We start from the raw sequence: 25,139 nt of genomic DNA on the forward strand, positions 1-25,139 counted from the left end.
CCTGGTCGAGTTCCAGGTTCCCGCGCAAGTCGGAGCGGCGTTGTGTCTTGGAACCGCTGCGCGGAGCGGGGGCGCATGGAACGGGCAGTGACCATGGCTCCACGGTCTCGCGGCAGGTTCTGCCCGAGCCTTGCTTCAATGCATCGCCCTTCTTGGCCAAAGGGCGCAGGGAAGGCCGGGCGCCGGCGGCACCCGAGATCCGTGCGCTGCATAGAATGCACACGGTTTGGACCACAGGTGATGCCGGTCGCCCGGCCTTCCCTGCGCGGATGGTTTTAACGGTGTCCTTCGTACTCTCCCCGGGGAGCGATGCACTATTGCCCCCGTCGCCTCGCGGATCGCTGATGCGCGCCCGGTCGGGCCGCCACATCACCGCGAGCCTTGAACGCACAGATCCCGGGCGTCAGGACCACACGACTTCTCCGTCCGCGGACGGCCCCGCCGGATCGTCAGGGGCTTGCGTGTGCTCACCCCCGACGACTGCCGGGCCCGCTGTACCAGCGCCGTGTCGTACGCGTCGCGTGGATGCCTCACGGTTGCCCGTCCTGCCATCACGCTGCCCGCGCCGACGCTGCCGCGTCCGCCGCCACCCGGCCCGCATGTCGTGACGATCGCGAACGCCCCTTTGGCAGGGCCGGGATGAGGGGTGTATGCCACAAATCCGAAATTCGGAAAAGTGAAATGCTTTCGCGGGAAGGGATTGACTGGGGTGTTTTGCCCGACGGGTCGCGGGGGCTGCCCTGACTTCCGCCTGTCATTCCGGGGCGCCCTGAAAGGGCGAACCCGGAATCCATCGCACGGCTCGACACGCGGCCCGATGGATTCCGGGCCTGCGTGCTCGCGCACGCATCCCGGAATGACGGGGCGGGAGACGGCTTCCCAATGACGGAGCGGGAGATGGCTTCCTGGCGAGAGCCAAGCGAAGGAGCGAAACTGCGAAGCCTATTTCCACACGCGTGACAGCGTCAGCGCCAGCAGCCCCAATGCGGCGCTGATGAGGCCCACCATCACGTAGGATTGCGCGAACACGCCGGTCTGGATGAAGACCTGGCAGGCGATGGCGAAGCAGACGGCCGCGAGCAGCAGGCAGGCGCAACCGACGATGATCGAGAGATAGCGTATCGCGGCCGCGACTGGCCTTGCGGGTGATGCAGGATCGGTCATGCAGGTACCAACGGTGCGATCGACGACGGGTTCCTCCCGCGGCTGCGTGCGAGCATCAGTCGCGTGCGCAGCAATCGACGAGCGCGCGCCAGATGCGCCGGATTTCGACCGTCCTCTGAAGCTCCAGGACGTGGTTCTCGCTCGTTTGGGGGGATGCAGCCTCAAGGCGGGGTTCGCGCGGTGCGATCCAGCGTTCGGATATGGGATCGTACCACTTGCCGAGATTGACCACGCTCGTTTCTCCTCGTTTCAATCCCCCCGTTGTCTGATCGCTTATCCCTGGCGCCTGTTGCTTGTGTTCTGGGTCAGGTTGCCGTGCGCCGCCTGCTCGCGAATATTCTGCTTCTCGTCGTCGCGGTGGCCCTTGGTGGTGTCGACCGGGACCGACGGGGCGCTGCCGGCGCCCTTGTGGCTCTGGTTTTCTTCAGGAACAGGTTGCACTGTCTTCGTCAGCGGCTTTGTCATCAGCTCTGACTCCGGCGTTGCCTTCACGAGAGACAAACGCGCCCGAGCCGCGCGACGTTCCAATGTCAGGCCGAAGTGATCGGCTGTGATCGGGATGATGGTACGGTGAAGTGGAAGCTTCCCGTCTTCATCGAAGGGGCAGGCATTGGGCTCGATGGGGGCCGCATTTGCCGGAATGGGGCCCGGCGGTATCGCCCGCCGCCCGTCACCCGAAGCGGGCTTCCTGCGACGGCCGGCTCTTCGCCGCGTGGGCACGGAAGGCGTTGATCGCCTTGTTCGCGAGCATCAACTGCCGGCGTTCGCCGGTCTTGAGCTGGGCTTCGATGGCGTCGAGAAGGACATTCGCTGTCTCGTCCGGAGGACCGAGCTCTCCGCTCTGCTCCAGGAAGCTCCAGGCGATGAAGAATGCGCTCTCGACGGTGCAGCGAATGGACATGCGCTACCAACGCAGCGCGGCTGCCGGCGTTCCGCGCGGGCGCTGATGCGCGCTCTAATTCTTCAGCACGATGCGGCCGACGACCTTGCCGGCGCGCAATTCGTCGATCCATTTCTGGACGTCGCCCATCGGCTCCTCGCGCATCGGCGTCGGCTTGATCTTGCCGGCGCGGGCGAGCGCCATCAGCTCCTGGGCCTCCGCGAGCGTGCCGACCATGAAGCCTTCGATGGTCATGCGCTTGTACACCCACTGCACCATCGGCAGCGTGAACTGGCCGCCCATCAGGCCGGAGACCACGATCTTGCCGCCGCGCGCGGCGACCGCGACCGCAAACGCCATCGACTTCTCGTTGCCGGCGAAATCGACGATCTCGTCAAAACCGCCGTCGGTCTCCTTGAGGATGCGCCGGATCACTTCCGGTTCGGCCGGGTCGTAAGCGACCGCGGCGCCGTTCTTCAGCGCGGTGTCGCGCGCGGCCGGCGAGAGATCGGCGACCGTGATCGGCTGCTTGAACATGGCTTGCGCGAACGACAGGCCCATCATGCCGACGCCGCCGAGGCCGATCAGAAGCAGGTTGCGCTGGCGCGGACGGTCGACGAGACGCTTGAGCGCGCCGTAGGCGGTGACGCCGGAGCACATCAGGGTCGCGGCCTGGTTGACGGGCAGGGGATCGTAGTCGAGCAGATATTTCGCGTCGGGCACCAGCACGTGGGTGGCAAAACCGCCGTCGATGGAGACGCCGAGGAAGCGCTGCTTGACGCAGAGATTCTCGTCGCCGTTCTTGCAGTCGCGGCACTGGCCGCAGCCGATCCACGGAAACACCGCCTTCTTGCTGCCGACGAGGCCGGCCGGAACGTCAGGGCCGACTTCATCGACGACGCCGGCGATCTCGTGGCCGAGCGTGAAGGGCAGCGTCATGCCGCGCGTGGTGTCGAGCTTCTTGCCGCCGCCGAGATCGGCATAGCCGTCCTGGATGTGCAGGTCGGAATGGCAGAGGCCGCAGCGCTCGATGCGCACGAGGACTTCGCGGCCTTGCGGCTTGGGCGTGTCGACGATGGTCTCGCACAGCGGCGCATCGAACTTGACCAGGGACTGCCGACGCATCAACGCCATTTTCTTTCCTCCGGAATTTTCGCCGAAGCGTGCGCTTGGGCTCGTTATTTGAGCATGATCTGATCGGAAAACCGCTTCACACTTTTCCGGATCATGCGTCAGGTTTCGGCTCGTATATCCGCCAATTCACGCGCCATGGCAACAAAGCCCGATATCGGAACGGTCTCGGCGCGCCGCGTCGCATCGACGCCGGCGGCCTGCGCAAGCCGCGCCGGATCGACGCCCAGCGATTTAAGGCTCTGCCGCAGCATCTTGCGGCGCTGGCCAAAGGCGGCGGCCGCGACCTGTTCGAGCAGCTTGCGATCGCAAGCGAGAGGCTCGGTGCGCGGCACCAGGCGCACGACTGAGGAGGTCACTTTCGGCGGCGGCACGAAGGCGGATGGCGCAATGTCGAACAGGATCTTGGTCTCGCAGCGCCAGTTGGCGAGCACGCCGAGGCGGCCATAGGCCTCCTCGTCCTCGCGTGCCACGATGCGCTCGCCGACCTCGCGCTGGAACATCAGGACCATCATGTCGTACCAGGGCGGCCACGGTTCGGTGGTGAGCCAGCCGATCAGAAGCTGGGTCGCGATGTTGTAGGGCAGATTGGCGACGATTTTTGCGCGTTCGCCATTGAGCAGCGGGCGCGGGTCGAAGGTCATGGCATCGCCGTGGACGATCTCGAGCCGGCCGGGATAGCGCGCGGAAATATCCTGCAAGGCGGGGATTGCGCGCTCGTCATGCTCGATGGCGATGACGCGCCTGGCGCCGAGCGCAAGCAGCGCACGCGTCAGCCCGCCCGGGCCCGGGCCGATCTCGACGATGGTGGAGTCATCCAGCGGCGCCGCCGCGCGCGCAATGCGCGCGGTGAGGTTGAGATCGAGCAGGAAATTCTGGCCGAGCGATTTGCGGGCCGACAGCGCGTGCTGGCGAATGACCTCGCGCAGCGGCGGGAGGTCGTCGATCGCGCTCATCAGGTTTTGGCAGCCGCCATGCGGCTGGCGAGTTGAAGCGCTGCAATCAGGCTCGCCGGATTGGCTTTGCCGGTGCCGGCGATGTCGAAGGCGGTGCCGTGATCGGGCGAGGTGCGGATGAAGGGCAGGCCGAGCGTTACGTTGACGGCGTCGTCGAAGGCGACGGTCTTGATCGGGATCAGCGCCTGGTCGTGATACATGCAGACCGCGCAGTCGTAGTTGTTGCGCGCAGCCTCGTGGAACATGGTGTCGGCGGGCAGCGGGCCTCTTGCGTCGATGCCGTCATTGCGCAACGCCTTGAGCGCCGGCGCAATCACCGTCTGCTCCTCGTGGCCGAGCGAGCCGTCCTCGCCCGCATGCGGATTGAGGCCGGAGATCGCGATGCGCGGCCTCGTGATGCCGAAGCGGGATTTCAGCTCGGCCGCGACGATGCGCACGGTCGAGACGATCAATTCGCTCGTCAGCTGGGACAGCGCGTCGCGCAAGGAGACGTGGATCGTCACGGGCACCACGGCGAGCCGCGGCGACCACAGCATCATTACCGGCTGCGGCACGCGGCCGTCCTCTGCGGCGAGCTCGGCGAGGAATTCGGTGTGGCCGGGATGGCGGAAGCCCGCGCGGTAGAGCACGCTCTTGGCGATCGGGTTGGTGACGACGGCGCCGGCGCGGCCGGCGCGGACATCGGCTACCGCCTGGCGGATCGAGGCGAGCGCGGCCGGCGCGCTCGAGGCGTCGGGCTGGCCGGGTTCGGCCGTTGCGCGCTCGCCGGTCGCAACCACGGGCAGGGCCTCGGTGAAGGCGGCCGCGGCCTCGCTCGCGGTCACGGAGGCGATCCGGATCTCGGCGCCAAGCGCCTTCCCCAACGTCTTGGCGCGTCGCGCGATCAGCGCCTCGTCGCCGAGCAGGTAGAAGGCCGGCAGGTTCAGCTCGCGGCGCCGGAGCCAGGCCGCAATCGTGATATCGGGGCCGATGCCGGCAGGCTCTCCCAGCGTCAGGGCGAGGGGCTTTGCTGCGTGGTTGGCCATCAGCGGTTGCGATATTCGATCATCGCCGCCTTGCGGAGCTCGTCGAGATAGGCCTTCTGGGTCTTCTCGTACTTCTCGGTGTACATCTTCTCGCGGATCTCGCGCTTCTTCGGCGTGTCGATCATGGTCGGCTTGCGCGAGCACAGCACGACCATCTCGATGCCGGCCTTGGTCACCTCGGGCGCGGTGAGATGGCCGATCGGCGTGTCGTCGAGCACCTTGCGCAGTGCATCGGGCAGTTCTGCGGTCGTCTTGGTGACGCTGTCGCGGATGGTGGCGTTCGGCGTCGAGCGGAACAGCGAATTGGCCTCCTCGCAGCTCGCAATGCGCGAGCGGTACGTCTCGGCCTCCTTCTTCCGCGTCTCCAGGAAGGTCGGGGAGGAGCCGCGCGGCACGATCAGCACGATCGGCTGCATCTTGTATTCGGTGCCCTCGATCTGGAGCTTGTCGCCGGTCTGGGCCTGCACAGCCTGCGCGACGTCGCGCTCGCCGACCATCAGCTTCTCCTTGAAGCGGCCGCGCACGAGGCTGGTCCAGACCATCTCGGACTTCATCCGGGCCTTCAGCGTTTCGGGGCGGACGCCTTTGACCTCGAGCGACTTGGTCAGCTGATCCGTCGAGATGCGCATGCGCTGCGCCATGCCCTCGTAGGACTGGTTGATGTCGGAGACGCCGGGATCGACGCCGTACTTCTTGCCTTCCTTCAGCTTCACCCTGTCGTCGATCAGCTCGTTGATGACCTCCTGCCGGCTCGGGGTCTTCTGCGTCGTCAACTGGTCGAGCTTGGAGCGCTGGTCGATGTCGAAATCGGTGATCGGATCGCCGTTGACCATGACGACGATGTTCTGCGCGCGCGACGGCGCGGCGGCCAGAAACAGGGCGGCAAGGACGAGGAGGAGGAGGCGGAACATAGGCAAAGCAGTCGTCATTTTTATCGCTCGCATGTCAGCCGCGGTGAACCTGCGATTGGGAAAACGCGACCGGCACTTCAAACCGTTTACTGGAGGACGCCGGAACCGCTGCTCGTCGACGAGGTCGCCAGCGTACGCAGGCCAATCTGGAACATGAACGCATGGCTCAGGACGGGCGGCGTCGTGCCCGCGGAGTAGCTATACGAAGTTACATAGTTCGCCGCCAGCACGAAGCAATCGTCGACATAGCCCGCGCCGAGCACATACTGGTTGATCTTGTTGGCCTCGAGGTCCCAGCGTGCCGAGCCCGATACCACCCAGTTGGTCGCGACCTTGAGCGAGCCCGTGGTCAGGATGCCCTCGCGGCGGGTCAGATATCCGAGTTCCGGCTGCGGCGCGTAGTTGCCGTACATCATCGCGATCGACCAGCGATCGAAGTTGGCGCGGCCTTCGGCCTCGAAGCGCTGGACGTTCCAGGTCTGCTCGTCCATGCGGGAGCGGACGCTGAACGTGTAGGTGCGGTTGGGCGAGTAGGCGAGGCTCGCCACGTAGTCGGAACGGGGCTTGTCGAGGCCGGAATCCAGGCCCGTGTTGATGGAGTCCTGGACCGCGTAAGAGTTCATGCCGAACAGCTGGTAGGACTGGCCGAACAGCGCCTTGACGGCGCCGCCCTTGTCGAACTGCGTGGTGGCCTGCACGCCGACATTGGCGCGGCCGCCGCCCTCGACGCGGTCGTAACCGGAGAACTTGTCGACGTTGAACAGGTTCGAGGCGTCGAACACGACGCTCTGCGCGTCCTCGTTCGGCAGCTTGCCGGCATAGGTCTCGTTCGGGCGGATGATGATCTGCGCGATCGGCTCGACGGTGGTGGAGCCCCAGGGCTGAACGTTGATGAAGGGATAGCGATATTCGAGGCCGACGGTCGGCATCAGGCGGAACGCCTGGGTGTCGCCGACCGGCAGGTAGTTCGACACGCCCGGCTGGTTCGAGACCGAGGAGTTGATCGCATCGGCGCGGAGGCTGACGAACGGCGTCCAGATCTGGCCGAGCGGGTCGGTGAAGGATTTGCGCCACTGCGCTTCCGCCGACAGGCGGGTGTAGGTGCCGGGGAAGCCGCGCAGCAGGCACTGCGACGGCGTGCGCGCGAGCGGATCGGCCGACGCCGTCGTGCACAGGCTGTTGGTGTTGGCGAGCGTCGTGATCGGATCGAACACGGCGGTATCACGCGACAGGTTCACGAAATTGGTCTTGTAGCTGAACTCGCCGCCGAAGACCGGATAGTTGAGCACGTTCGAGTAGTCGATCACGGGGTAGACGATCGGCACCTGGCTCTGGTTGCCCGAGTAGCTCAGCCAGTACATCGTGCGCGCGTCGAAGAAGCTGCGATTGCCGACGCCGGTCAGGTAGAGCTGCGACATCGCGTCGGTCGGCAGGATCAGGAACGATCCGAGCGGGTCACGGTACTGCGACAGGCGGTAGTCCGAGAAGAAGTAGTAGTCGGACATGACTACGCCTTCCCAGCCCCAGACCCATTTGTCATTCAGCGCGAACTGTCCCTTGGTGTCGACCGCGCCGCGGAACTCGCGGTCGCCGGGCTGACCGGCGAGCGCGCCCGGGTCGAGCTGGTTGATGCCATAAGCGCGGATCTGATAGGCGCCATCCAGCAGGCGCTGGCGGAATTCAGCCTGGAACAACACGCCCTGCCGGGACGTGATGCGCGGGTTGAGGGTCATGTCCATGTCGGGCGCGATCGCCCAGTAGAACGGGACTTCGACGCCGTAGCCGAACGGCGTATTCGACGAGTAGGACGGCATCAGGAAGCCGGTCTTGCGCTTCACGGTCGGGTCGGGCGTCGAGAAATAGGGCATGTAGGCGAGCGGCACGCCGAAGAATTCGAGCTGCGCCGTCTCGAAATACAGCATCTTCTCCTGCTGGTCGTGGATGATGCGCGCACCCTTGACCTGCCACAGCGGCGGCTTCTTCGGATCGTCCTTGCACGGCGCGCAGGCCGTGTAGACGCCGTTCTCGAACACCGTGTAGTTGCCGCTGGAGCGGTCGGCCCGGCTCGCCGCCATGCGGGTCTGGTCGGCGGTGTCCACGCGCAGCGAATCGACGAAACCGTCGCGGTAGTCGTCCGAGAGATCCATGATCTCGGCATAGGTGATCTTGCCGTCGGCGTCCGTCATGCGGATGTTGCCTTCGGCATGGAGCCGCTTGGTCTTCTGGTCGTAGATGACCTTGTCGGCCTCGACGCTGGTGCCGTTGTAGAACAGCTGGACGTTACCGACCGCGGAGACGCGCGAATTGTTGTAGTCGTAGTCGACCTCGGTCGCCTGAACCAGCATCTGGTTGTCGTTGGCGACCTTCGGCGGCTTCGGACGCGGCGGCAGCGGATTGTAGGTGAAGCTCTGGGCGGAGGCCGGCGCCACGGCGGCAAGGTCGATCAGCGCGCCGAGCGAGGCCGCGGCGACGACAGCGAGCAGCAGCCTGCGAACGGATAAGCCGCACCCGTTCGCGCGCACCACGGTGCGGCGCGTCAGACGAGACACGGGCCCTCGACGGACGGCAGTCACTAACCGTCCTCCTGATACAACAAGGCCAAGAAGCCGGTGAGGCCGCCCACCACCACGGGCAACCACGCCGCAGCGATCGGATGCATCAACTCAGCCTTGCTCAAGTCTTCAGTCACTTTCGACAGAACGTAGAGCAGAAAGCCTGCGCCCACGCCACTCAAAACCATCTTCTGCACGCCGCCCATCCGGAAGAAGCGCAACGACACCGAGGCCGCGAGCATCACCATGGCGGCGAGCAAAAACGGCTGCGCCAACAGCTTGTGATACTGGAGTCGATAGCCGGCTGTCGCGAAGCCTGAGCTTTCGGAGGAGCGGATGTAGCTCGGTAGTTGCCAAAAGGACACAGTCTCGGGTGTGGAAAAGCTGTTGCGGACCTGGGCCTCGGTCAGCGTCGTCGGAATCGCCAGGACGGCCTGCTCGATCGGCGGCCCGTCCAGCGAGAAGCGGCGGACGTTCCTGAATATCCACTGTCCGGCTTCGAGCTCCGCCTCGCGCGCCTCGATGCGCTCCTTGAAGTGCTGCTCTGTATCAAACCGGAACAGCGTGAGCCCCGTGAGCCGGACACCCTGCTGCTCGCTGCGCGCCGCATTGATGATCGTCTGGCCGTCGTTGGTCACCTGGTTGAGCCAGAAGCCGGAGGCGTCCTGGATGCCGCCGCCGGGCGCCGAGCCGAAAAGCTCGGCCTCCATGCGCTTGGAGAGCTCGCGCAGATTGGCCGACATCGGATTGTAGGCGACGGTGGCGACCACCCCGATCAGGAGCGCGCTGCCGAGCGCCGGCGAGATGAACTGCCAGGCGGAGACGCCGGCGGCGCGCGCAACCACGAGCTCCAGCCGGCGCGAGAGCGCGAGATAGCAGGTCATGGCGCCGATCAGCATGCAGAACGGCGTCAGCTTCTCCAGCAGCTGCGGCACCCGGAACAGCGAGGTCTCAGCCACCATGATCGCCGAGGCGGATGCAAGGCCGGAGGTCTTGCGCACCATCTCGATGTAGTCGACCAGCACCAGCAACAGGAAGATGCCGGCGAACACGCCGAGCGCCGCAACCACGAAGCGGCCGGCGAAATAGCGCCCGAGTGTATTGGTGAGCATGCTCATGCGGTGACCGGCCGTCCGAACAGCCGCGCGATCCGCGCGTTCGACCTGTTGATGGCCTCCATGAGGCGGGGCGGCGGCTCGACCACGATGCCGCCGACGATCATCCACATCCCGACGCCGATGGCGCCCAAAACCATGGCGTATTGGACCAGCACCGCGCCCGGCGACTTCACCGCCATCACAGAGCAGGCGAAGCCGGCCATGCGCAGGCCGAACACCGCGACGATGGACGAGCCCATCGAGAAATTGCGGCTCTGGCGGGTGGTGCGCGGCGCACCGAGGAAGGCGAAGGTCAGCACGGCAAAGGCGAACGGATAGATCGGCGCCAGCAGGCTGTCATGCAAGGCCGAGCGGAACTGACCGGGAATCTGCTTGTAGACGGGATCGTCCTCGGACGGCGAGAACAGCTCCCAGAGATAGCGCTCGCGGATGCCGAGAGTGACGTCGCGGCCCTGGCCCGAGAACTTCGACATGTCGAAGCCGTAACGGCCGAACGCCACCAGCGCGGGATCGCGTTTGCCCGCCTCGAAGCGCTGGAGATTGCCCGTCTCCAGCACCAGGAACGAGCCGTTGTCGTTCTTCATGACCTCGCCATGCTCGGCGACGATCGAGACGCGCTCATTTGGATCGCGGCGGTCGTCGATGAAGATGCCGGCGAGAATGCCTCCGGGCTGGCGTTCGCGAATCCGGATCGTCAGGTTCTTGTCGAGCTGGGCGAAGCGGCCGGGCTGGAGGATGTTGGTGAGCACGTCGGCGGTGATCTCGGCGTCCCACTGCTTGATCCGCCGCATGCCGTCGGGCGCGAGATAGGCGGCGATGAAGGCGACCAGCAGCGCCACCACGCAGGTGGCGTAGAAGAACGGATAGAACAGCCGGAACGGCGAGAAGCCGGCGGCATTCATCACGATGATCTCGGAATCGGTCGCGAGCTTGTTCAGCGTGTGCGAGATCGCGATCATCAGCGCGATCGGCGAGATGATCAGGACCAGCGCGGGCACGACGAGGCTGGTGATGCCGAGGAAGGTGAGGATGGTCTGACCCTGGCTCGTCATCAGGTCGATGCCGCGCAACGCCTGCGTAATCCAGATCACGCCGGTGAGGCTGACCAGGACCAGCGCAAACGACGCCAGCGTCGTGCGGAAGATATACCTATCGATTGACCCCATGCGCTACCGCACGAATCCCACCAAGTCCCCAATGCCGGCCGACGTTCTGCCGTCCAACCAATCCCCGAAAGGGGATCCCCGAGGTCGGACAAACAGCTCTTAGCCAGCTTCCTCTCTCACTACCATCCCTTTGATCCGTCAACAAAATGGCTGGCCCATGGCACCCTCAATATATGGTTAATATTTCGTTCGTTGTGGCCTGGCGGCCACGGGCGGTGCTTGGCATCTGCCCGGCCGGTGGCCCATAGTGTGGAAAGTCCAGTGAATCGCCGTTCAGCGCCGGCCCGTGGCCGGAACCGCCGAGCGGCAAAAAGCCCCATGTTTTGGAGGAGTTACCCATGTCCGATGCCATCAAGGTCGGCTTCGTCCCGTTGTCTGCCGCCGCCCGTGGCATCCTGGTCGTGTTCTGCGACGACGGCTTGAAGCTGGGCCCCGCGACCGCCAAGGCACTGGGCGGCGGTACCGAACTCGTGAAGCGGGCGGCCGCGGCCGCCGCCTTCAAGGGTAAGAGCGGCGCCGCGCTGGACATCCTGGCGCCGGAGGGGGTGAAGGCCACCCGCCTGATCGTGATCGGGGCCGGCAAGGCGACGGGCCTGAAGGCGAACGACTTCCTCAAATTCGGCGGCGTGGCGGCGAGCAAGCTCTCCGCCGCTTCAGCCGCCATGACCATCATGGCCGAATTGCCTGACGGCGCCATGACGAGCGAGCAGGCGGTTGCGATCGCTGCGGGCCTGCGGCTGCGCGCCTACAAGTTCGACCGCTACAAGACCAAGAAGAAGGACGGCGAGGAGGGCGGCTCACGCGCCGACATCTCGCTTGCGGTCGGCGATGTCGCCGCGGCCAAGAAGGCGTTTGCCTCGGCCGGCCACGTCGTCGACGGCGTGGTCATCGCGCGCGACCTCGTCAACGAGCCGCCGAACGTGCTTTTCCCCGAGGAGTTCGCGCGCCGCGCCAGCCTGCTCCGCAAGCTCGGCGTCAAGGTCGAGGTGCTCGACGTCAAGGCGATGGACAAGCTCGGCATGGGCGCGCTGCTCGGCGTCGGCCAGGGCTCGACGCGGCCGAGCCGCACCGTGATCATGCGCTGGGAGGGCGGCAAGAAGGGCGAGGCCCCGGTCGCCTTCGTCGGCAAGGGCGTCTGTTTCGACACCGGCGGCATCTCGATCAAGCCGGCCGGCAGCATGGAGGACATGAAGGGCGACATGGGCGGGGCCGCCTGCGTCGTCGGGCTGATGCACGCGCTTGCGGCGCGCAAGGCCAAGGCCAACGTTGTCGGCGCCATCGGCCTCGTCGAGAACATGCCCGACGGCAATGCGCAGCGGCCGGGCGACATCGTCACCTCGATGTCGGGCCAGACCATCGAGATCATCAACACCGACGCCGAAGGCCGCCTCGTGCTGGCCGACGTGCTCTGGTACGTGGCCAAGAAGACCAAGCCGAAATTCATGGTGGACCTGGCGACGCTCACCGGCGCAATCGTGGTCGCGCTCGGCACCGAGCATGCCGGCATGTTCTCCAACAATGACGAGCTCGCCGACCGGCTGCTGACGGCCGGCATCGAGAGCGGCGAGAAGGTCTGGCGCCTGCCGCTCGGCCCCGAATACGACAAGCTGATCGATTCCCAGTTCGCCGACATGAAGAACACCGGCGGCCGCCATGGCGGCTCGATCACCGCGGCGCAGTTCCTCCAGCGCTTCGTCGACGGCACGCCCTGGGCGCATCTCGACATCGCCGGCACCGCCATGGGCGCGCCGAAGACCGACATCAACCAGAGCTGGGGCAGCGGCTACGGCGTCCGCCTCCTGGATCGTCTGGTGGCAGATCATTACGAGCGCAAATGACGGAAGTGCTGTTCTACCATCTGCAAAACATGACGGTAGAGAACGTGTTGCCGCCGCTTCTCGAGAAATCGCTCGAGCGCGGCTGGCGCGTCGTGGTGCAGTCGACCTCGGAGGAACGCGCCGATGCGCTGGATGCGCATCTGTGGACCTATCGCGACGATTCCTTCCTGCCGCACGCAACATGGCGCGTGAACGATGCCGCCGACCAGCCGATCGTGCTGGCGATCGAGGAGGGTAATCCCAACGGCGCCCATGTCCGCTTCCTGATCGACAACGCCGCGCTGCCGCAGGACGCCCAGGGCTATGAACGCATGGTGCTGCTGTTCAACGGCGACGATCCGGACGCGCTGGCGCTCGCCCGCAGCGCCTGGACGGATTGCAAGGCGCGGGGATTTGATGTCACCTATTGGCAGGCCGACGAACGGGGCCGGTGGCAGCGGCGGAATTAGCGGTCGTCAGCAATTAATGATAATTTGCACTTTTCGGGTAAGGCTGGTCTTGGCCACCTTGGTGCCGCAAAGTGATGTTGGGACAATCGTTTAGGGCTGGTCCTTCACGCGGGGAATTTAGTTTATCGTGCGACATCAAAAGCTTCCCGGCTCGCTCATAGTTGCGTTGGCTGCCGTAGCACCGCTGGTCGCGGGCTGCTCGGGCGCGAGCGATCTGCTGTCCAAGGATGCCCAGTGGTTCAACACGCCCAGCCGCCTGTTCATCAAGAGCATCTCGATTGAATCGCCGCCGCTGACCCCCGACAAGCCCGTAACGGCGGAAGATCTGGTTAGCGCCGACGGGGCCTGTCCCGGCATGGCGCCGCCTCCCGGACCTGCTGATGCCAATGCGTCGACGACGGCGCCCACGGGCGGCACGGTCGCGCTCGGCCACACCGAATGCGACGTGGTGCGCGGCATCGGCGCGCCCTCGACCGTCAACCTCTCCAATGATGCCATCGGCCGCCGCGTCGCCGTGGTCACCTGGACCACCGGCCCGCGCGCCGGCATCTATACCTTCACCGCCGGCCGCCTGTCCTCGATCGAGGGCACGCCGGAGGCGCCGGCCGTGCCGAAGGCGACCAAGCCGAAGGCGAAGAAGAAGTCGGCGTAAGGCGAGCGCGCGGGACGGCTATGGCCGTCCTTGCATTGCATCTTCGAACGACACGATCTGACCGCCCGGTCCCCGAAATTTGGTTTTCTCGGGCCAAATCTTCTCGATCTCATTGAGGAGATGACGGGCGAGCGGCTTCCAGTCCCAGTCTGGCTTTAGCGAATAGATGCTGAGCTTCATGCCTTCATCGGCGCGGGGCGAGTGCGCGTGCGCGAGCCCGGGCTCATCGTACACGTTGATGCTGATGCCCGCCTCGTTGCACAGGTCCAGCGTGCGCCATGTGCTGCGTCCGTATCGAATCTGTTCGTCGCCGCGAATTGACAGCGCCTGCGCGCGACCAAGAACAGCGAATGTTTGCTCGAGCGTTCTCGGGTCTTCGGCAGGCACCTTCAAACTTGCATAAACTTGCGGTGCGACGGACGTGCGCCCGTCTCTGAAGAGATTATGCGCAACCAACAGTCTAAAGCGTGATGACGATTCAATATCTCATAGCACTTTGGACCGCCACTTCGTCGAATTGCGTGCTCGCCTCGAGCCATTGCTCTTCTGCGCGCGCCGGCGCGGCCGCTGGCCGTTTGTCACGCACGTCATAGGGATCAACCGGACTTGATCTGGATCATGGAGCTTGGCCGTCCGGCAGTACAGACTGCGATGGCCCCGCGAGATAAGGGGCCGCTTTGACGGCAAGAACTCCAGAGGATCATTCCAGGGACCATTGATGTGAGCAACCTCGCCAAGATTGAACGCGATCCGAACTACCAGGAGCTCGTGCGTCGACGTTCGTCGCTGGGCTGGATGCTGTCGGGAGTTATGCTCGTCATCTACTTCGGCTTCATCCTGCTGGTCGCCTACGCTCCCAAGTTCCTCGGCATACCGCTGGGCAGCGGCGTGACGACGATCGGCATTCCAATCGGACTGTCCGTCATCGTGCTCGCCTTCGTGCTGACGGGTATCTATGTCCGCCAGGCGAATTCCAGTTACGACGTGCTCATTCGCAAGGTTGTCGAGGAGAACCGCCCGTGAAAAAATTCTCATGGCTCTCGGCGATCCTGCTCGCAAGCATGCCCACCATAGCGCTCGCCGCCGGCAGCATCGACGGCGGCTCCAAGCAGGCGACCAACTGGTCGGCGATCGGCATGTTCGTCGGGTTTGTTGGCCTGACGCTCGTCATCACCTATTGGGCCGCCAAGAGGACCGCATCGGCCGCGGATTTCTACTCGGCCGGTGGCGGAATTACAGGCTTCCAGAACGGACTTGCGATCGCAGGCGATTACATGTCGGCGGCGTCCTTCCTCGGCATATCGGGCCTCGTCTATACTTCGGGCTACGACGGCTTGATCTACTCCGTCGGCTGGCTGGTGGGATGGCCGATCGTCACCTTTCTGATCGCCGAACAATTGCGCAACCTCGGAAAGTTCACCTTTGCTGACGTGACGTCGTTTCGGCTCGGGCAGACCGAGATCCGCATCCTGGCGGCGTGCGGCTCGCTGGTGACGGTTGCGTTCTATCTCATCGCGCAGATGGTCGGTGCCGGTAAGCTGATCCAGCTGTTGTTCGGTCTCGACTACTGGATCGCGGTCGTCCTGGTTGGCGGCCTGATGATGATCTACGTGACGTTCGGCGGGATGAAGGCGACGACCTGGGTGCAGATCATCAAGGCGGTGCTGTTGCTCTCAGGCGCAACGTTCATGGCCGCCGCGGTCCTCTACAAGTACGGGTTCAGCCCGGAAGCGCTGTTCGCCAAGGCAACAGAGGTGCATCCCAAGAAACTCGCGATCATGGAGCCCGGCAGCCTGATTTCCAATCCGCTCTCCGCGGTCTCGCTCGGTCTGGCGCTGATGTTCGGAACGGCAGGCCTGCCTCACATCCTGATGCGCTTCTTCACCGTGAAGGACGCTCAGGCGGCCCGCAAGTCCGTGTTCTATGCCACGGGTTTCATCGGCTATTTCTATATCCTGACCTTCATCATCGGCTTTGGCGCGATCACGCTGGTTTCGACCGACGCGATGTTCCTCGATGGGAGCATTCTCGAGAAGACCAAGAGCGGAATCGCGGCGATCAAGGGCGGCTCCAACATGGCGGCGATTCATCTCGCGAACGCCGTCGGCGGCAATCTGTTCCTTGGCTTCATTTCGGCCGTTGCCTTTGCCACGATCCTGGCCGTCGTGTCAGGCTTGGCTCTGGCCGGGGCATCATCCATCAGCCACGATCTCTACGCCATGGTGATCAAGGGCGGGAACGCAAACGAGCAGGACGAGATCCGGGTCTCGAAGATTGCGACACTGGTGCTCGGCGTGCTTGCGATCTTCCTGGGCATCGTGTTCGAGAACCAGAACGTCGCCTTCATGGTGGGCCTTGCTTTCGCCATTGCGGCGTCCTGCAATTTCCCGGTGCTGGTGATGTCGATCTTCTGGAGAGGCCTGACGACGCGGGGAGCCGTGATCGGCGGCTTCCTTGGCCTGGCCAGCGCGGTTCTGGGCGTGGTCCTCTCGCCGGCAGTCTGGGAGGCGACGCTTGGCTTCGCCAAGGGGTCGGCTCCCATCAAGTTGGACAATCCGGCGCTGTTCTCGATGGCGCTCGCCTTTGCTGGGATCTGGCTGGTCTCGATCCTCGACCGCAGCAAGCGTGCCGCGGCCGATCGCGATGGCTTTGACGCGCAATATGTCCGATCTCAGACCGGAATCGGGGCTGCTTCGGCCACGGCTCACTAGGCGAGGATCTGCGGGACGTCGCTTCGGTACCGACCGGTCCACATGGACCGGCCGGTGCTGCGCTTTCGATGGTCAGTCGTCGGATCCTCGGATGGTCCGCATCTTCGAAAGGCCGAAATGCCCAAGGCGTTCGATATCACCAACCCGCCGTTCGATCGTCTGACGCCGAGCGAGGCCGAGACGTTGCGAGCCGCGCTGGACATCGGGTACTTCAGTCCGGGCGAAGCGATCATCAGGCGGGACGTCCCGGCGGAGGCGCTCTATGTCGTGATCAAGGGCATCGTCGAGGAGCGGAACGAGGCCGACCTGCTGGCATTGCTCGGCCCCAAGGACACGTTCGACAGCCGCGCGCTCGTTCACGACCACAGCGGTCACCAGTTTCTCGCCCGCGACGAGACGCTTTGCTACGTGATCCCCAGGAAGGTCGCGCTCGATCTGATCAAGGCGAACCCGCGCTTTGCGGCCTTTTTCTACCGTGAGATATCCCGGAAGCTGGACGAACTCGCCAACGACGAGGAGACGGGACGCTACGGCTCGTTGATGCACGCCAAGGTCGGCGAACTGTTCCTGCATCCGCCGGTGTTTCTGGCTGCCAGTGATACGATCGAGGCCGCCGGGCATCTGATGCGCGAGATCAACAGCAATGCGCTGTTTGTCCGGGACGGCGAGCGGATCGGCATCGTGACCGGCATGAACCTGTCCAAGGCCGTGGTGCTGCGTCGCCAGTCCATCCAGACGCCGGTCGGCGCGCTCGCGAATTTCGACATCGTGTCGCTGCGCCGTGACGATTTCGTCTCCTCGGCTCTCCTGCTCATGACCAAGCACAACAAGCGGCGGCTTGCCGTGCGCGACGGCGCAGAGCTCATCGGTATTTTGGAGGAGATCGATCTGCTGGGGTTCTTGGCGGGAAGCGCTCAAGTCACCGCCGGCCGCATCGATCGAGCCTCGAGTCAGCAGGACCTCGCCACCGCGGCGCGGGAGATCGAGACGCAAACGCGCGTGCTGCGACGGCAAGGGGTCAAGGTGGAGGTCATTGCGGAGATTGTCTCCGACCTCAACAGACGCCTCCTGTCTCGATTGTTCGAAATGATCGCGCCGGCCGAGCTGCGCACCAGCAGCTGCTTGATCGTGATGGGAAGCGAAGGGCGGGGCGAGCAGACCATCCGTACCGATCAGGACAACGGCCTTGTCCTCGCAGGTCCGATGCAGGGCGAAATCCTGGAGGCGTTCCGTCAGGAATTCTTCGTCGCTCTGCAGAGCTTCGGCTTTCCGCCCTGTCCGGGCGATATCATGGTGCGCAATCCGCAATGGTCCCGGCCACTTTCGGACTATCTCGCGGATTTGCGCCGCTGGATCGTGCTTCCCGATCAGGCCGGGCACATGAATGTGGCCATCGTCTACGATGCGCAGGCGATCGCGGGCAACGAGCAGCTCCTGAACGACGCCAAGACGGCGCTGATCGACATGACGCGGGGCGAGCAGGCGTTCATGGCCCACTTCGCGCGGGCCGTTGACGCGTTTGAAACGCCGATCGGCCTCTTCAACAACCTGATCACGTCCGAGGGCACCGGCGATGCGCTGGATCTCAAGAAGGGCGGCATCTTTCCCATCGTGCACGGCGTTCGCAGTCTGGCGCTCGAACAGGGCCTGCGCGAGACCTCCACCGACAAGCGGATTTCCCGGCTCTGTGATCTCGGCGTGCTGCAACGGGACTTTGGACGCGACCTGAAGCAAGCCTTCCGATTCCTGCTCATGCTTCGGCTCGACGGGCAGCTGGCCGCATCCGCGGGCGCGTCGGGGACTCTGGTGAGACCGGCGCAACTGTCCAGCATGGAGCGTCATCTATTGCGTGACGCGCTCCAGGTGGTGAAGAAGCTTCGGGAAATTGTCGGTCATCATTTCAAGCTCGGCGTGTTCTAGAATGCTGCCCCGTGCGATCAAACGACTGTTGCACCAGGCGACCCTGAGCGATCAATCGTATCGCTTCATGTTCGATCGCGCTCCGGACGACGAGTTTGTCGTCATCGATTGCGAGACCACCGGTCTGAATGTGCGAACGGACGACGTTGTCGCCATTGCCGCAATCAAGATCCGTGGCAACCGGATTTTGACCAGCGCGCGTTTCGAAGCCATCGTCCATCCCGATAGCGAACTGGAGGCGGAGGCGATCAAGATTCACCGCTTGCGCCGGTCCGACGTCGAAGCGTCGCCGATCGTCTGGAAGGTGCTGCCAGGCTTTCTGCATTTCATCGGGCCGCGCCCGCTGATCGGCTATTATGTCGATTTCGACATCGCCATGCTGGACAAGTATATCCTGCCGCTGGTGGGAATCGAACTGCCCAACGAACGCATCGAAGTGTCGCGGCTTTACTACGAACGCAAATACGGCAACGCGCCTCCGAACACCCCGGTCGATCTGTCGTTCGCCGCGATCCTCCACGACCTCCGCATTCCGTCTCTTGGGCAGCACGATGCTTTCAACGACGCATTGATGACTGCGATGATGTTCCTGCAGTTGCGCGACCTGACCAGGCGCGGCGTACGTATCGCGCGCCAACGTGCCAGCCCCGTTTTCAACCAGTTCGGGGGATGACCGGGTCCAGCGCGGCGGAGCAGATTGCCCAATGGTAACAGATGGAATTATGCAGGTATTTTAATACCTGTACTGTGCATGGGGTTGTTTTTCGGATTTTGATTGAGCCTCAGCCGGTCCCCGCCAGCCTGCCAGACTACCCCGCCGCCTCGTCGAACTGCGTGCTCGCCTCGAGCCATTGCTCTTCCGCGCGCGCCAGCGCGTCGGCGGCATTCGCGCGCGCCTTCGACAGCTGCGCGGCCTGCTTCGGGTCGCGGGTGAAGATGTCGGGGAGCGATAGCGCGGTATCGATCTTGGCGATGATGTCGCTGACGCGGGCGATCTCGGTCTCGGCTTCCGCAATGCGCTTCTTCAGCGAGCCGCGATTGTCCGACTTCGGACGCTGCGGCTTCTCGCTTGAGGCGCTGCGTTCGCGCGGGGCGGGTTCGCTGTTGCGCGCCGACAGCACCAGGCGGCGGTATTCGTCGAGGTCGCCGTCGTAATTGGTGACGGTGCGGTCCGCGACGATCCAGAGCCGATCGGCGCAGGCCTCGATCAGATAGCGATCATGCGAGACCATGATCACCGCGCCGGGGAATTCGTTGATGGCTTCGGCGAGCGCGGCGCGGCTGTCGATGTCGAGATGGTTGGTCGGCTCGTCCAGGATGATCATGTTGGGGCCGAAGAAGGTCGCAAGCCCCAAGAGCAGCCGCGCCTTCTCGCCGCCCGACAGCTTTGCCACCTTGGTGTCGGCCGCCTTGCCGGAAAAGCCGATCGCACCGGCGCGTGCGCGCACTTTCGCTTCCGGCGCATCGCCCATCAGCTTGCGGACGTGATCGTAGGCGGAGGCGTCCTCGTTCAATTCGTCGAGCTGATGCTGCGCGAAATAGGCGATCGACAGCTTGTCGGCGCGCGTGACCTTGCCCGTGAACGGCGCGAGGCGGCCGGCGAGCAGCTTCACCAGCGTCGACTTGCCGTTGCCGTTGGCGCCGAGAAGCGCGATGCGGTCGTCATTGTCGATGCGCAAGGTGACGCGGCCGAGCACCGGCGTCGCCGGATCGTAGCCGACCGCGGCGTTGTCGACGGCGATGATCGGCGGCGACAGGATTTTTTCCGGCGCGGGGAAGCTGATCTCGCGCACGTCCTGGGTGACCAGCGCGGTGATCGGCTTCAGCCGCTCCAGCATCTTCACGCGTGACTGCGCCTGGCGGGCCTTGGAGGCCTTGGCCTTGAAGCGGTCGACGAAGGCTTGCAGGCGCGCGCGCTCGGCCTCCTGGCGCTTGACCGCCTTCGCATCGAGCAGCTCGCGCGCGGCGCGCTGCTCCTCGAAGGAGGAGTAGCTGCCCTTGTAGAGCGTGAGCTTGCCGCGCTCCAGATGCAGGATCTGGTCGACCGAGCTTTCCAGGAGGTCGCGGTCGTGGCTGATCACGATCACCGTGCGCGGATAATGCGCGAGGTGGTCTTCCAGCCACAGCGTGCCTTCGAGATCGAGATAATTGGTGGGCTCGTCGAGCAGCAGCAGGTCGGGGGCCGCGAACAGCGTCGCGGCGAGCGCGACGCGCATGCGCCAGCCGCCGGAGAATTCGGCGCAGGGGCGGAGCTGATCGGCGGCGGAAAAGCCGAGGCCGGAGAGGATCGCGGCGGCACGGCTCGGCGCCGAATGCGCGTCGATGTCGACCAGCCGGGTCTGGATCTCGGCGATCCGGTGTGGATCGGTGGCGCTCTCGGCTTCGGCGAGCAGCGCGTCGCGTTCGAGGTCGGCCTTGAGCACGACCGAGATCAGGCTCTCGGGGCCGTTCGGCGCCTCCTGCGCGAGGCTGCCGACGCGCCAGCGTGGGGGCAGGGTCACCGTGCCGTGCTCGGCCGCGAGCTCGCCGCGGATCACCTTGAACAGCGTCGACTTGCCGGTGCCGTTGCGCCCGACCATGCCAACGCGCGATCCGGGCGTGATCTGCACGGAACTTTGGTCAATCAAAAGGCGTCCGGCGAGGCGGATGGAGAGGTCGGTGATGGACAGCATGCGGCCTTGTCACCGCAGCCGGGATCAAACGCAACCCGTTTTTGCGCAGCCCGTTCTATGTCTACGGCCTGTCAGTGAGCGCCGCCTTCGCGGTCGCGCTTCTTCAGCTCGTCGAGGAGCTGTTCGAGATGCGTCGGCAGCCGGGGGTCGGGGCGGAGACGCTGCTGAAGCCGTTCGCCTACGGCATCGCAAATCGAGCGGCTGGTGCGCCGGTCGATCTGTTCGCTGTCATTGGCGAAAAGGCCAGTCATGACGAGGTTCCATGTTGCAGAGTAACGACACGGTACCAAGTCGTTGGTCCCCAAATGGTTTCGCCGGTTGCGGGGAATGTCCGGCGTTCTAGCAAAAATTGTATGAATTCGTCGTGCCTGCTCAAAAACGAGGCCCCGGCGGGGGGATCGCCGGGGCCTCTCTTGGAAGGTGCCGTGGGGGGCGGCACCCTTAAGTTAAGGTGCTGCGGGCTCAGTAGCAGCGGTTGATCAGCCGCCAGCGGGGTCCCCAGGGGGTCGGGACCAGCCGGCGCACATAGCAGCCGCCATAACCGTAGGAGACGGGGGCATAGTAGCGCGGGCCACCCCAGCCATAGCCGTGATGCCAGCCGCCGCCGTGCCAGCCCCAGCCGCCGCCATGCCAGTGAGCAGAGGCCGAGGTCGGTGCCAGCGCGGCACCCAGCGCGACCGCAGCGACAGCGGCAAGCGAAAGTTTCCTCAACATTGTGATCTCCTCAAGACTGCCGGCGCGAGGTATCGCGTCGATGGAAGGCCGCCGAAACGGTCTGCCTGATGATCAGGCTTTGGTTTCGATAGACCCAACCTTACGCCGGCGAGCTGGACCAAAGCCTGAATGGGGGCTTCAGATTGGGTTCATCTGGATGAAATCTCGGTAATCCACGTCTGGATGCGCCGGGGCGGCCTGCGGCGAAGCGCCCGGGAGGCGGTTTGGGCGGTCGCTTGCCGTCTGGCAAAGGCGCCGATATAAGCCCCGCAACTCCGAACCACCGCTTTCTTCTCAAGGACAAGATCATGGCCATCGAACGTACTTTCTCGATCATCAAGCCCGACGCGACCGCGCGTAACCTGACCGGTGCGGTTAACGCCGTGATCGAAAAGGCGGGCCTGCGCATCGTTGCGCAGAAGCGCATCCGCATGACCAAGGAACAGGCCGAGACCTTCTATGCCGTCCACAAGGCGCGTCCGTTCTTCGGCGAGCTCGTCGAGTTCATGACCTCGGGCCCGGTGGTCGTCCAGGTGCTCGAAGGCGAGAACGCCGTCGCCAAGTACCGCGACGCGATGGGCGCGACCGATCCGTCCAAGGCGGCCGAAGGAACCATCCGCAAGCTCTACGCAAAGTCGATCGGCGAGAACTCCGCACACGGTTCGGATGCGCCGGAGACCGCCGCGATCGAGATCGCGCAGTTCTTCTCGGGCAACGAGATCGTCGGCTGATCATTCAGCCGATTGAAGCGCGATGACAGTCGTCGCGCTTCAATTTATTGTTTGGGCGTGATCTTTTCGGAAAACCGCTTCACTGTTCCGAATCATGCTTTTTGAGACGACGGGGCGAAAGGACTCATTGTGAACTGGCTCTGGCAGATCTTCGATCCCGCTACGATCGGGGCATTCTTCACCCAGTTTCGCAACGAGATGGCCGAACCGACCTTCTGGATCGCGGTCGGCAAGATCATCTGGATCAACATCCTGCTCTCCGGCGACAACGCGCTGGTGATCGCGCTCGCCTGCCGCGGCCTGAAGCCGCGGCACCGGCTGTGGGGCATGATCATGGGCGCCGGCGCCGCGGTGCTGCTGCGGATCATCTTCACCGGCATCGTCGCGAGCCTGATGGAGCTGCCGTATCTCAAGCTCGTCGGCGGTCTCGCGCTGATCGTGATCGCAGCCAAGCTCCTGGTGCCGGAGAACGAGGACGAGGACGGCGTCGAGTCCGCCTCGCATCTGTGGCAGGCGGTGCAGATCGTCGTCGTCGCCGACATCGTCATGAGCCTGGACAACGTCATTGCGGTCGCCGCTGCTGCCAATGGCAGCGTGCCCTTGCTGGTGCTGGGTCTTGCCATCAGCGTGCCGCTGATCGTCGCCGGTGCCGCGCTGATCATGGCGCTGCTGGCAAAGCTGCCGGTCCTGGTCTGGGCTGGCGCCGCGCTGCTCGGCTGGATCGCGGGCGAGGTGATCGCGACCGATCCCGGCGTCGCACCGAAGCTCCACTCGCTGTTCGACGGCCCGCTCGGCGCCTCGCTGGACAACATGCTCGGCGCACTGCGCATCCCGGCCCAATTCGGCCATGGCGGTGGAGGCGGCGAATATCTCTGCGCGGCGCTCGGGGTCGTCGTCGTGCTGGTCGTCGGCACCATCTGGCGCCGGCGCAGCCTGAGCGCGGCCGCGCTGGAATCCTCCGAACGCCACGCCAAGGTTTCGGCGGAGTAAGCCTTTCCGAGGGACGTGTAGTTCACCTCTGCCGCAGGGAGAGGTGAACTACCGCCGCACGATCGAGCCGGCCCGGTTGACCAGGCGGGCGAGCTGGCGGAAGCGGCTGCCGACGCGGTCGGCGACGATGTCGCCGAGACGGTGCTCGAACACCAGCATCAATTTGCGGCCCTGGCTGCGGAAATGGGTGGCGGGCAGCACGCCTGGCCGTGCCGCCGAGATCAGATGCGCGACGCGGAATGCCGCGCCGAGCAGGCGGGCGCGGTCGAGCTGGGCCGACGTCAGCAACTCCTGCGTGGTGGCCGGCGGCTGGTTTTCCTCGCTGAGGCCCGCATAGCGATAGAACACGGACAGGCCGACAAAGGCGCGCTCGGTGTGGGTGATCGCGCCGAAATTGCCGTTGACGACGAGGCTCAGCGTCTGCTCGCCGCGGTGATCGGGATGCACGCGCCAGCCGATGTCGGAGAGCAGGCAGGCGGTGTGGCGCAAGCGGCGGTCTTCGTCCGTCTCGCGCAGCTTCACCACGCGCGCCAGGCGATCGGTCCAGGCGATCAGCTCGCGGGCGTGCTTGGCCGAGCGCGACAGCAGCTGATTGAGCTCTTCGGCCGCGCAGATCAGCCCGTCCTTGTTGCGCTCGGTCTCCGGCAACTTCTCGTGCAACAGGCCCTCGCGCACGCCGAAGGTCGAGAACACGATGGTCTTGGGCTTCGCCACCCGGATGATGTGCTCGAGCACCAGCGCCGCATAGGTGAGGAGCGGGCGCCGCGCATCGGCGACGATCTCGATGTCGGCGAGCATGTCGGCGGCCGCGAGACGGCGGAGGCGACGCGAAAAGTCGAGCGCCTCGGCCGCGGAGATGGAATAGCCGTGCATCACCTGGAGCGGATAGCCGCTCTGGATGATGTGGATGCGCGCGAGCGCGCGCCAGGTGCCGCCGACGGCGTAGAATGTGCGGCCGCTACCCGCCTTGAGCTGCGGCACCTCGTCGAGCTCCTCGCGCACGATACGGTCGGCGCGCTTGAGCGATTTGTGCGCGAGGTCCTGGAGCGCGAGCCCGCCGAGCGGGAGGGTCACGCCGCTGCGCACGCTGTTCCTGCGCACGTCGATCAGCTCGAGCGAGCCGCCGCCGAGGTCGCCGACGATGCCGTCGGGGTGGTGGATGCCGGAGATCACGCCGAGCGCCGACAGCCGCGCCTCGCGCGGGCCCGACAGGATCTCGATCTTGACGGCACAGATGCGCTCGGCCTTGGCGATGAAGTCGGGGCCGTTGGAGGCGTCGCGGCAGGCGGCGGTCGCGATCGCGAACACGCGTCCGACCTGCATCACGCGGCACAGCGCGCGGAACCGCTTCAGCGAGGTCAACGCCTTGTCGACGGCGTCGGGCGCGAGCAGGCCCGTGCTCTGCACCTCGCGCCCGAGGCCGCACAGCGTCTTCTCGTTGAAGATCGGAATGAGACTCCGCGTCAGTCCCTCGTAGACGACGAGACGGACCGAGTTGGAACCGATGTCGATGACCGCGACGCTCGAGCCGCGCTTACGCGGCCGCTTCACGTCCACGA

25 protein-coding genes are annotated in these 25,139 nt (G+C 64.9%); 9 read left to right on the forward strand and 16 right to left on the reverse strand.

Annotation, left to right across the window (positions count from 1 at the left end):
* Window positions 1–942: 942 nt before the first annotated feature.
* From E4K65_RS06545 to lptF, 11 genes are all read right to left on the reverse strand, one after another.
* Window positions 943–1,164, reverse strand: coding sequence for a hypothetical protein (locus E4K65_RS06545; protein WP_135173450.1), 222 nt, complete (start codon window positions 1,162–1,164; stop codon window positions 943–945).
* A gap of 55 nt (window positions 1,165–1,219) precedes the next feature.
* The gene (locus tag E4K65_RS46990) at window positions 1,220–1,396 is read right to left on the reverse strand and encodes a hypothetical protein (RefSeq protein ID WP_167770577.1); all 177 of its coding nucleotides are present in this window, start codon (window positions 1,394–1,396) and stop codon (window positions 1,220–1,222) included.
* 41 nt (window positions 1,397–1,437) lie between these two features.
* Window positions 1,438–1,629, reverse strand: coding sequence for a hypothetical protein (locus E4K65_RS46995; RefSeq protein ID WP_029677420.1), 192 nt, complete (start codon window positions 1,627–1,629; stop codon window positions 1,438–1,440).
* Window positions 1,630–1,834: 205 nt separating this feature from the next.
* Window positions 1,835–2,065: a hypothetical protein gene (locus tag E4K65_RS06555; protein ID WP_025576092.1), complete on the reverse strand. Its 231-nt coding sequence runs from the start codon at window positions 2,063–2,065 to the stop codon at window positions 1,835–1,837.
* A 54-nt stretch (window positions 2,066–2,119) separates the two neighbouring features.
* Window positions 2,120–3,178, reverse strand: coding sequence for an alcohol dehydrogenase (locus E4K65_RS06560; RefSeq protein WP_135173451.1), 1,059 nt, complete (start codon window positions 3,176–3,178; stop codon window positions 2,120–2,122).
* 98 nt (window positions 3,179–3,276) lie between these two features.
* Window positions 3,277–4,131, reverse strand: a complete 855-nt coding sequence (gene rsmA, locus E4K65_RS06565; protein ID WP_025576090.1) for a 16S rRNA (adenine(1518)-N(6)/adenine(1519)-N(6))-dimethyltransferase RsmA — start codon at window positions 4,129–4,131, stop codon at window positions 3,277–3,279.
* A complete protein-coding gene (gene pdxA, locus E4K65_RS06570) occupies window positions 4,131–5,156 on the reverse strand; it encodes a 4-hydroxythreonine-4-phosphate dehydrogenase PdxA (RefSeq protein ID WP_135173452.1) in 1,026 nt (341 codons plus the stop codon). Before pdxA ends, rsmA begins: the two co-directional genes overlap by 1 nt.
* Window positions 5,156–6,085, reverse strand: a complete 930-nt coding sequence (locus tag E4K65_RS06575) for a SurA N-terminal domain-containing protein (protein WP_167770578.1) — start codon at window positions 6,083–6,085, stop codon at window positions 5,156–5,158. Before E4K65_RS06575 ends, pdxA begins: the two co-directional genes overlap by 1 nt.
* A 68-nt stretch (window positions 6,086–6,153) precedes the next feature.
* Entirely contained in the window at window positions 6,154–8,640 is a 2,487-nt protein-coding gene (locus tag E4K65_RS06580) for an LPS-assembly protein LptD (RefSeq protein WP_167770579.1), read from the reverse strand.
* Complete coding sequence (lptG, locus tag E4K65_RS06585) at window positions 8,640–9,737, reverse strand: LPS export ABC transporter permease LptG (RefSeq protein WP_135173455.1); 1,098 nt, start codon at window positions 9,735–9,737, stop codon at window positions 8,640–8,642. Before lptG ends, E4K65_RS06580 begins: the two co-directional genes overlap by 1 nt.
* The gene (lptF, locus tag E4K65_RS06590) at window positions 9,734–10,903 is read right to left on the reverse strand and encodes an LPS export ABC transporter permease LptF (protein ID WP_025576083.1); all 1,170 of its coding nucleotides are present in this window, start codon (window positions 10,901–10,903) and stop codon (window positions 9,734–9,736) included. Before lptF ends, lptG begins: the two co-directional genes overlap by 4 nt.
* Before the next feature lie 338 nt (window positions 10,904–11,241).
* Between lptF and E4K65_RS06595 the strand changes: the two genes are divergently transcribed.
* The 3 genes from E4K65_RS06595 to E4K65_RS06605 all read left to right on the forward strand — a co-directional run bounded on the left by E4K65_RS06595 (window position 11,242) and on the right by E4K65_RS06605 (window position 13,842).
* Window positions 11,242–12,741 (forward strand): leucyl aminopeptidase, encoded by a 1,500-nt coding sequence (locus E4K65_RS06595; protein ID WP_135173456.1) that lies wholly within the window; start codon window positions 11,242–11,244, stop codon window positions 12,739–12,741.
* On the forward strand, window positions 12,738–13,190 hold the full coding sequence (locus E4K65_RS06600; protein ID WP_025576079.1) for a DNA polymerase III subunit chi: 453 nt from the start codon (window positions 12,738–12,740) through the stop codon (window positions 13,188–13,190). Before E4K65_RS06595 ends, E4K65_RS06600 begins: the two co-directional genes overlap by 4 nt.
* A gap of 166 nt (window positions 13,191–13,356) precedes the next feature.
* The gene (locus E4K65_RS06605) at window positions 13,357–13,842 is read left to right on the forward strand and encodes a hypothetical protein (protein ID WP_209312047.1); all 486 of its coding nucleotides are present in this window, start codon (window positions 13,357–13,359) and stop codon (window positions 13,840–13,842) included.
* 18 nt (window positions 13,843–13,860) lie between these two features.
* On the opposite strand, the gene E4K65_RS06610 is transcribed toward E4K65_RS06605, so the two are convergent.
* A complete protein-coding gene (locus E4K65_RS06610) occupies window positions 13,861–14,229 on the reverse strand; it encodes a hypothetical protein (protein WP_135173458.1) in 369 nt (122 codons plus the stop codon).
* Window positions 14,230–14,562: 333 nt separating this feature from the next.
* Between E4K65_RS06610 and E4K65_RS06615 the strand changes: the two genes are divergently transcribed.
* From E4K65_RS06615 to E4K65_RS06630, 4 genes are all read left to right on the forward strand, one after another.
* Window positions 14,563–14,865 (forward strand): DUF485 domain-containing protein, encoded by a 303-nt coding sequence (locus E4K65_RS06615; protein WP_027542965.1) that lies wholly within the window; start codon window positions 14,563–14,565, stop codon window positions 14,863–14,865.
* 38 nt (window positions 14,866–14,903) lie between these two features.
* Window positions 14,904–16,553 carry a cation acetate symporter gene (locus tag E4K65_RS06620; protein ID WP_167770646.1) on the forward strand — a complete coding sequence of 550 codons (1,650 nt, stop codon included), beginning with the start codon at window positions 14,904–14,906 and terminating at the stop codon, window positions 16,551–16,553.
* A gap of 117 nt (window positions 16,554–16,670) precedes the next feature.
* Window positions 16,671–18,473: a putative nucleotidyltransferase substrate binding domain-containing protein gene (locus tag E4K65_RS06625; RefSeq protein WP_135173460.1), complete on the forward strand. Its 1,803-nt coding sequence runs from the start codon at window positions 16,671–16,673 to the stop codon at window positions 18,471–18,473.
* 1 nt (window position 18,474) lies between these two features.
* A complete protein-coding gene (locus E4K65_RS06630; protein WP_027542962.1) occupies window positions 18,475–19,146 on the forward strand; it encodes a 3'-5' exonuclease in 672 nt (223 codons plus the stop codon).
* Window positions 19,147–19,282: 136 nt separating this feature from the next.
* On the opposite strand, the gene E4K65_RS06635 is transcribed toward E4K65_RS06630, so the two are convergent.
* From E4K65_RS06635 to E4K65_RS06645, 3 genes are all read right to left on the reverse strand, one after another.
* Entirely contained in the window at window positions 19,283–21,145 is a 1,863-nt protein-coding gene (locus E4K65_RS06635) for an ABC-F family ATP-binding cassette domain-containing protein (protein WP_135173461.1), read from the reverse strand.
* A 71-nt stretch (window positions 21,146–21,216) separates the two neighbouring features.
* Complete coding sequence (locus E4K65_RS06640) at window positions 21,217–21,396, reverse strand: hypothetical protein (RefSeq protein ID WP_135173462.1); 180 nt, start codon at window positions 21,394–21,396, stop codon at window positions 21,217–21,219.
* Window positions 21,397–21,607: 211 nt separating this feature from the next.
* On the reverse strand, window positions 21,608–21,859 hold the full coding sequence (locus E4K65_RS06645) for a sulfur globule protein precursor (RefSeq protein WP_135173463.1): 252 nt from the start codon (window positions 21,857–21,859) through the stop codon (window positions 21,608–21,610).
* Between the two features lie 308 nt (window positions 21,860–22,167).
* On the opposite strand from E4K65_RS06645, the gene ndk reads away from it, so the two are divergent.
* Together ndk and E4K65_RS06655 are read left to right on the forward strand one after the other, a co-directional pair.
* On the forward strand, window positions 22,168–22,590 hold the full coding sequence (gene ndk, locus E4K65_RS06650) for a nucleoside-diphosphate kinase (RefSeq protein WP_011086893.1): 423 nt from the start codon (window positions 22,168–22,170) through the stop codon (window positions 22,588–22,590).
* A gap of 129 nt (window positions 22,591–22,719) precedes the next feature.
* Entirely contained in the window at window positions 22,720–23,580 is an 861-nt protein-coding gene (locus tag E4K65_RS06655) for a TerC family protein (RefSeq protein WP_135173464.1), read from the forward strand.
* Window positions 23,581–23,628: 48 nt separating this feature from the next.
* Here the strand turns inward: E4K65_RS06655 and ppx are convergent, their stop codons facing one another.
* Entirely contained in the window at window positions 23,629–25,131 is a 1,503-nt protein-coding gene (gene ppx / locus E4K65_RS06660) for an exopolyphosphatase (protein ID WP_135173465.1), read from the reverse strand.
* Window positions 25,132–25,139 lie beyond the last annotated feature (8 nt).

The organism is Bradyrhizobium niftali, from assembly GCF_004571025.1.
GTDB lineage: Bacteria > Pseudomonadota > Alphaproteobacteria > Rhizobiales > Xanthobacteraceae > Bradyrhizobium > Bradyrhizobium niftali.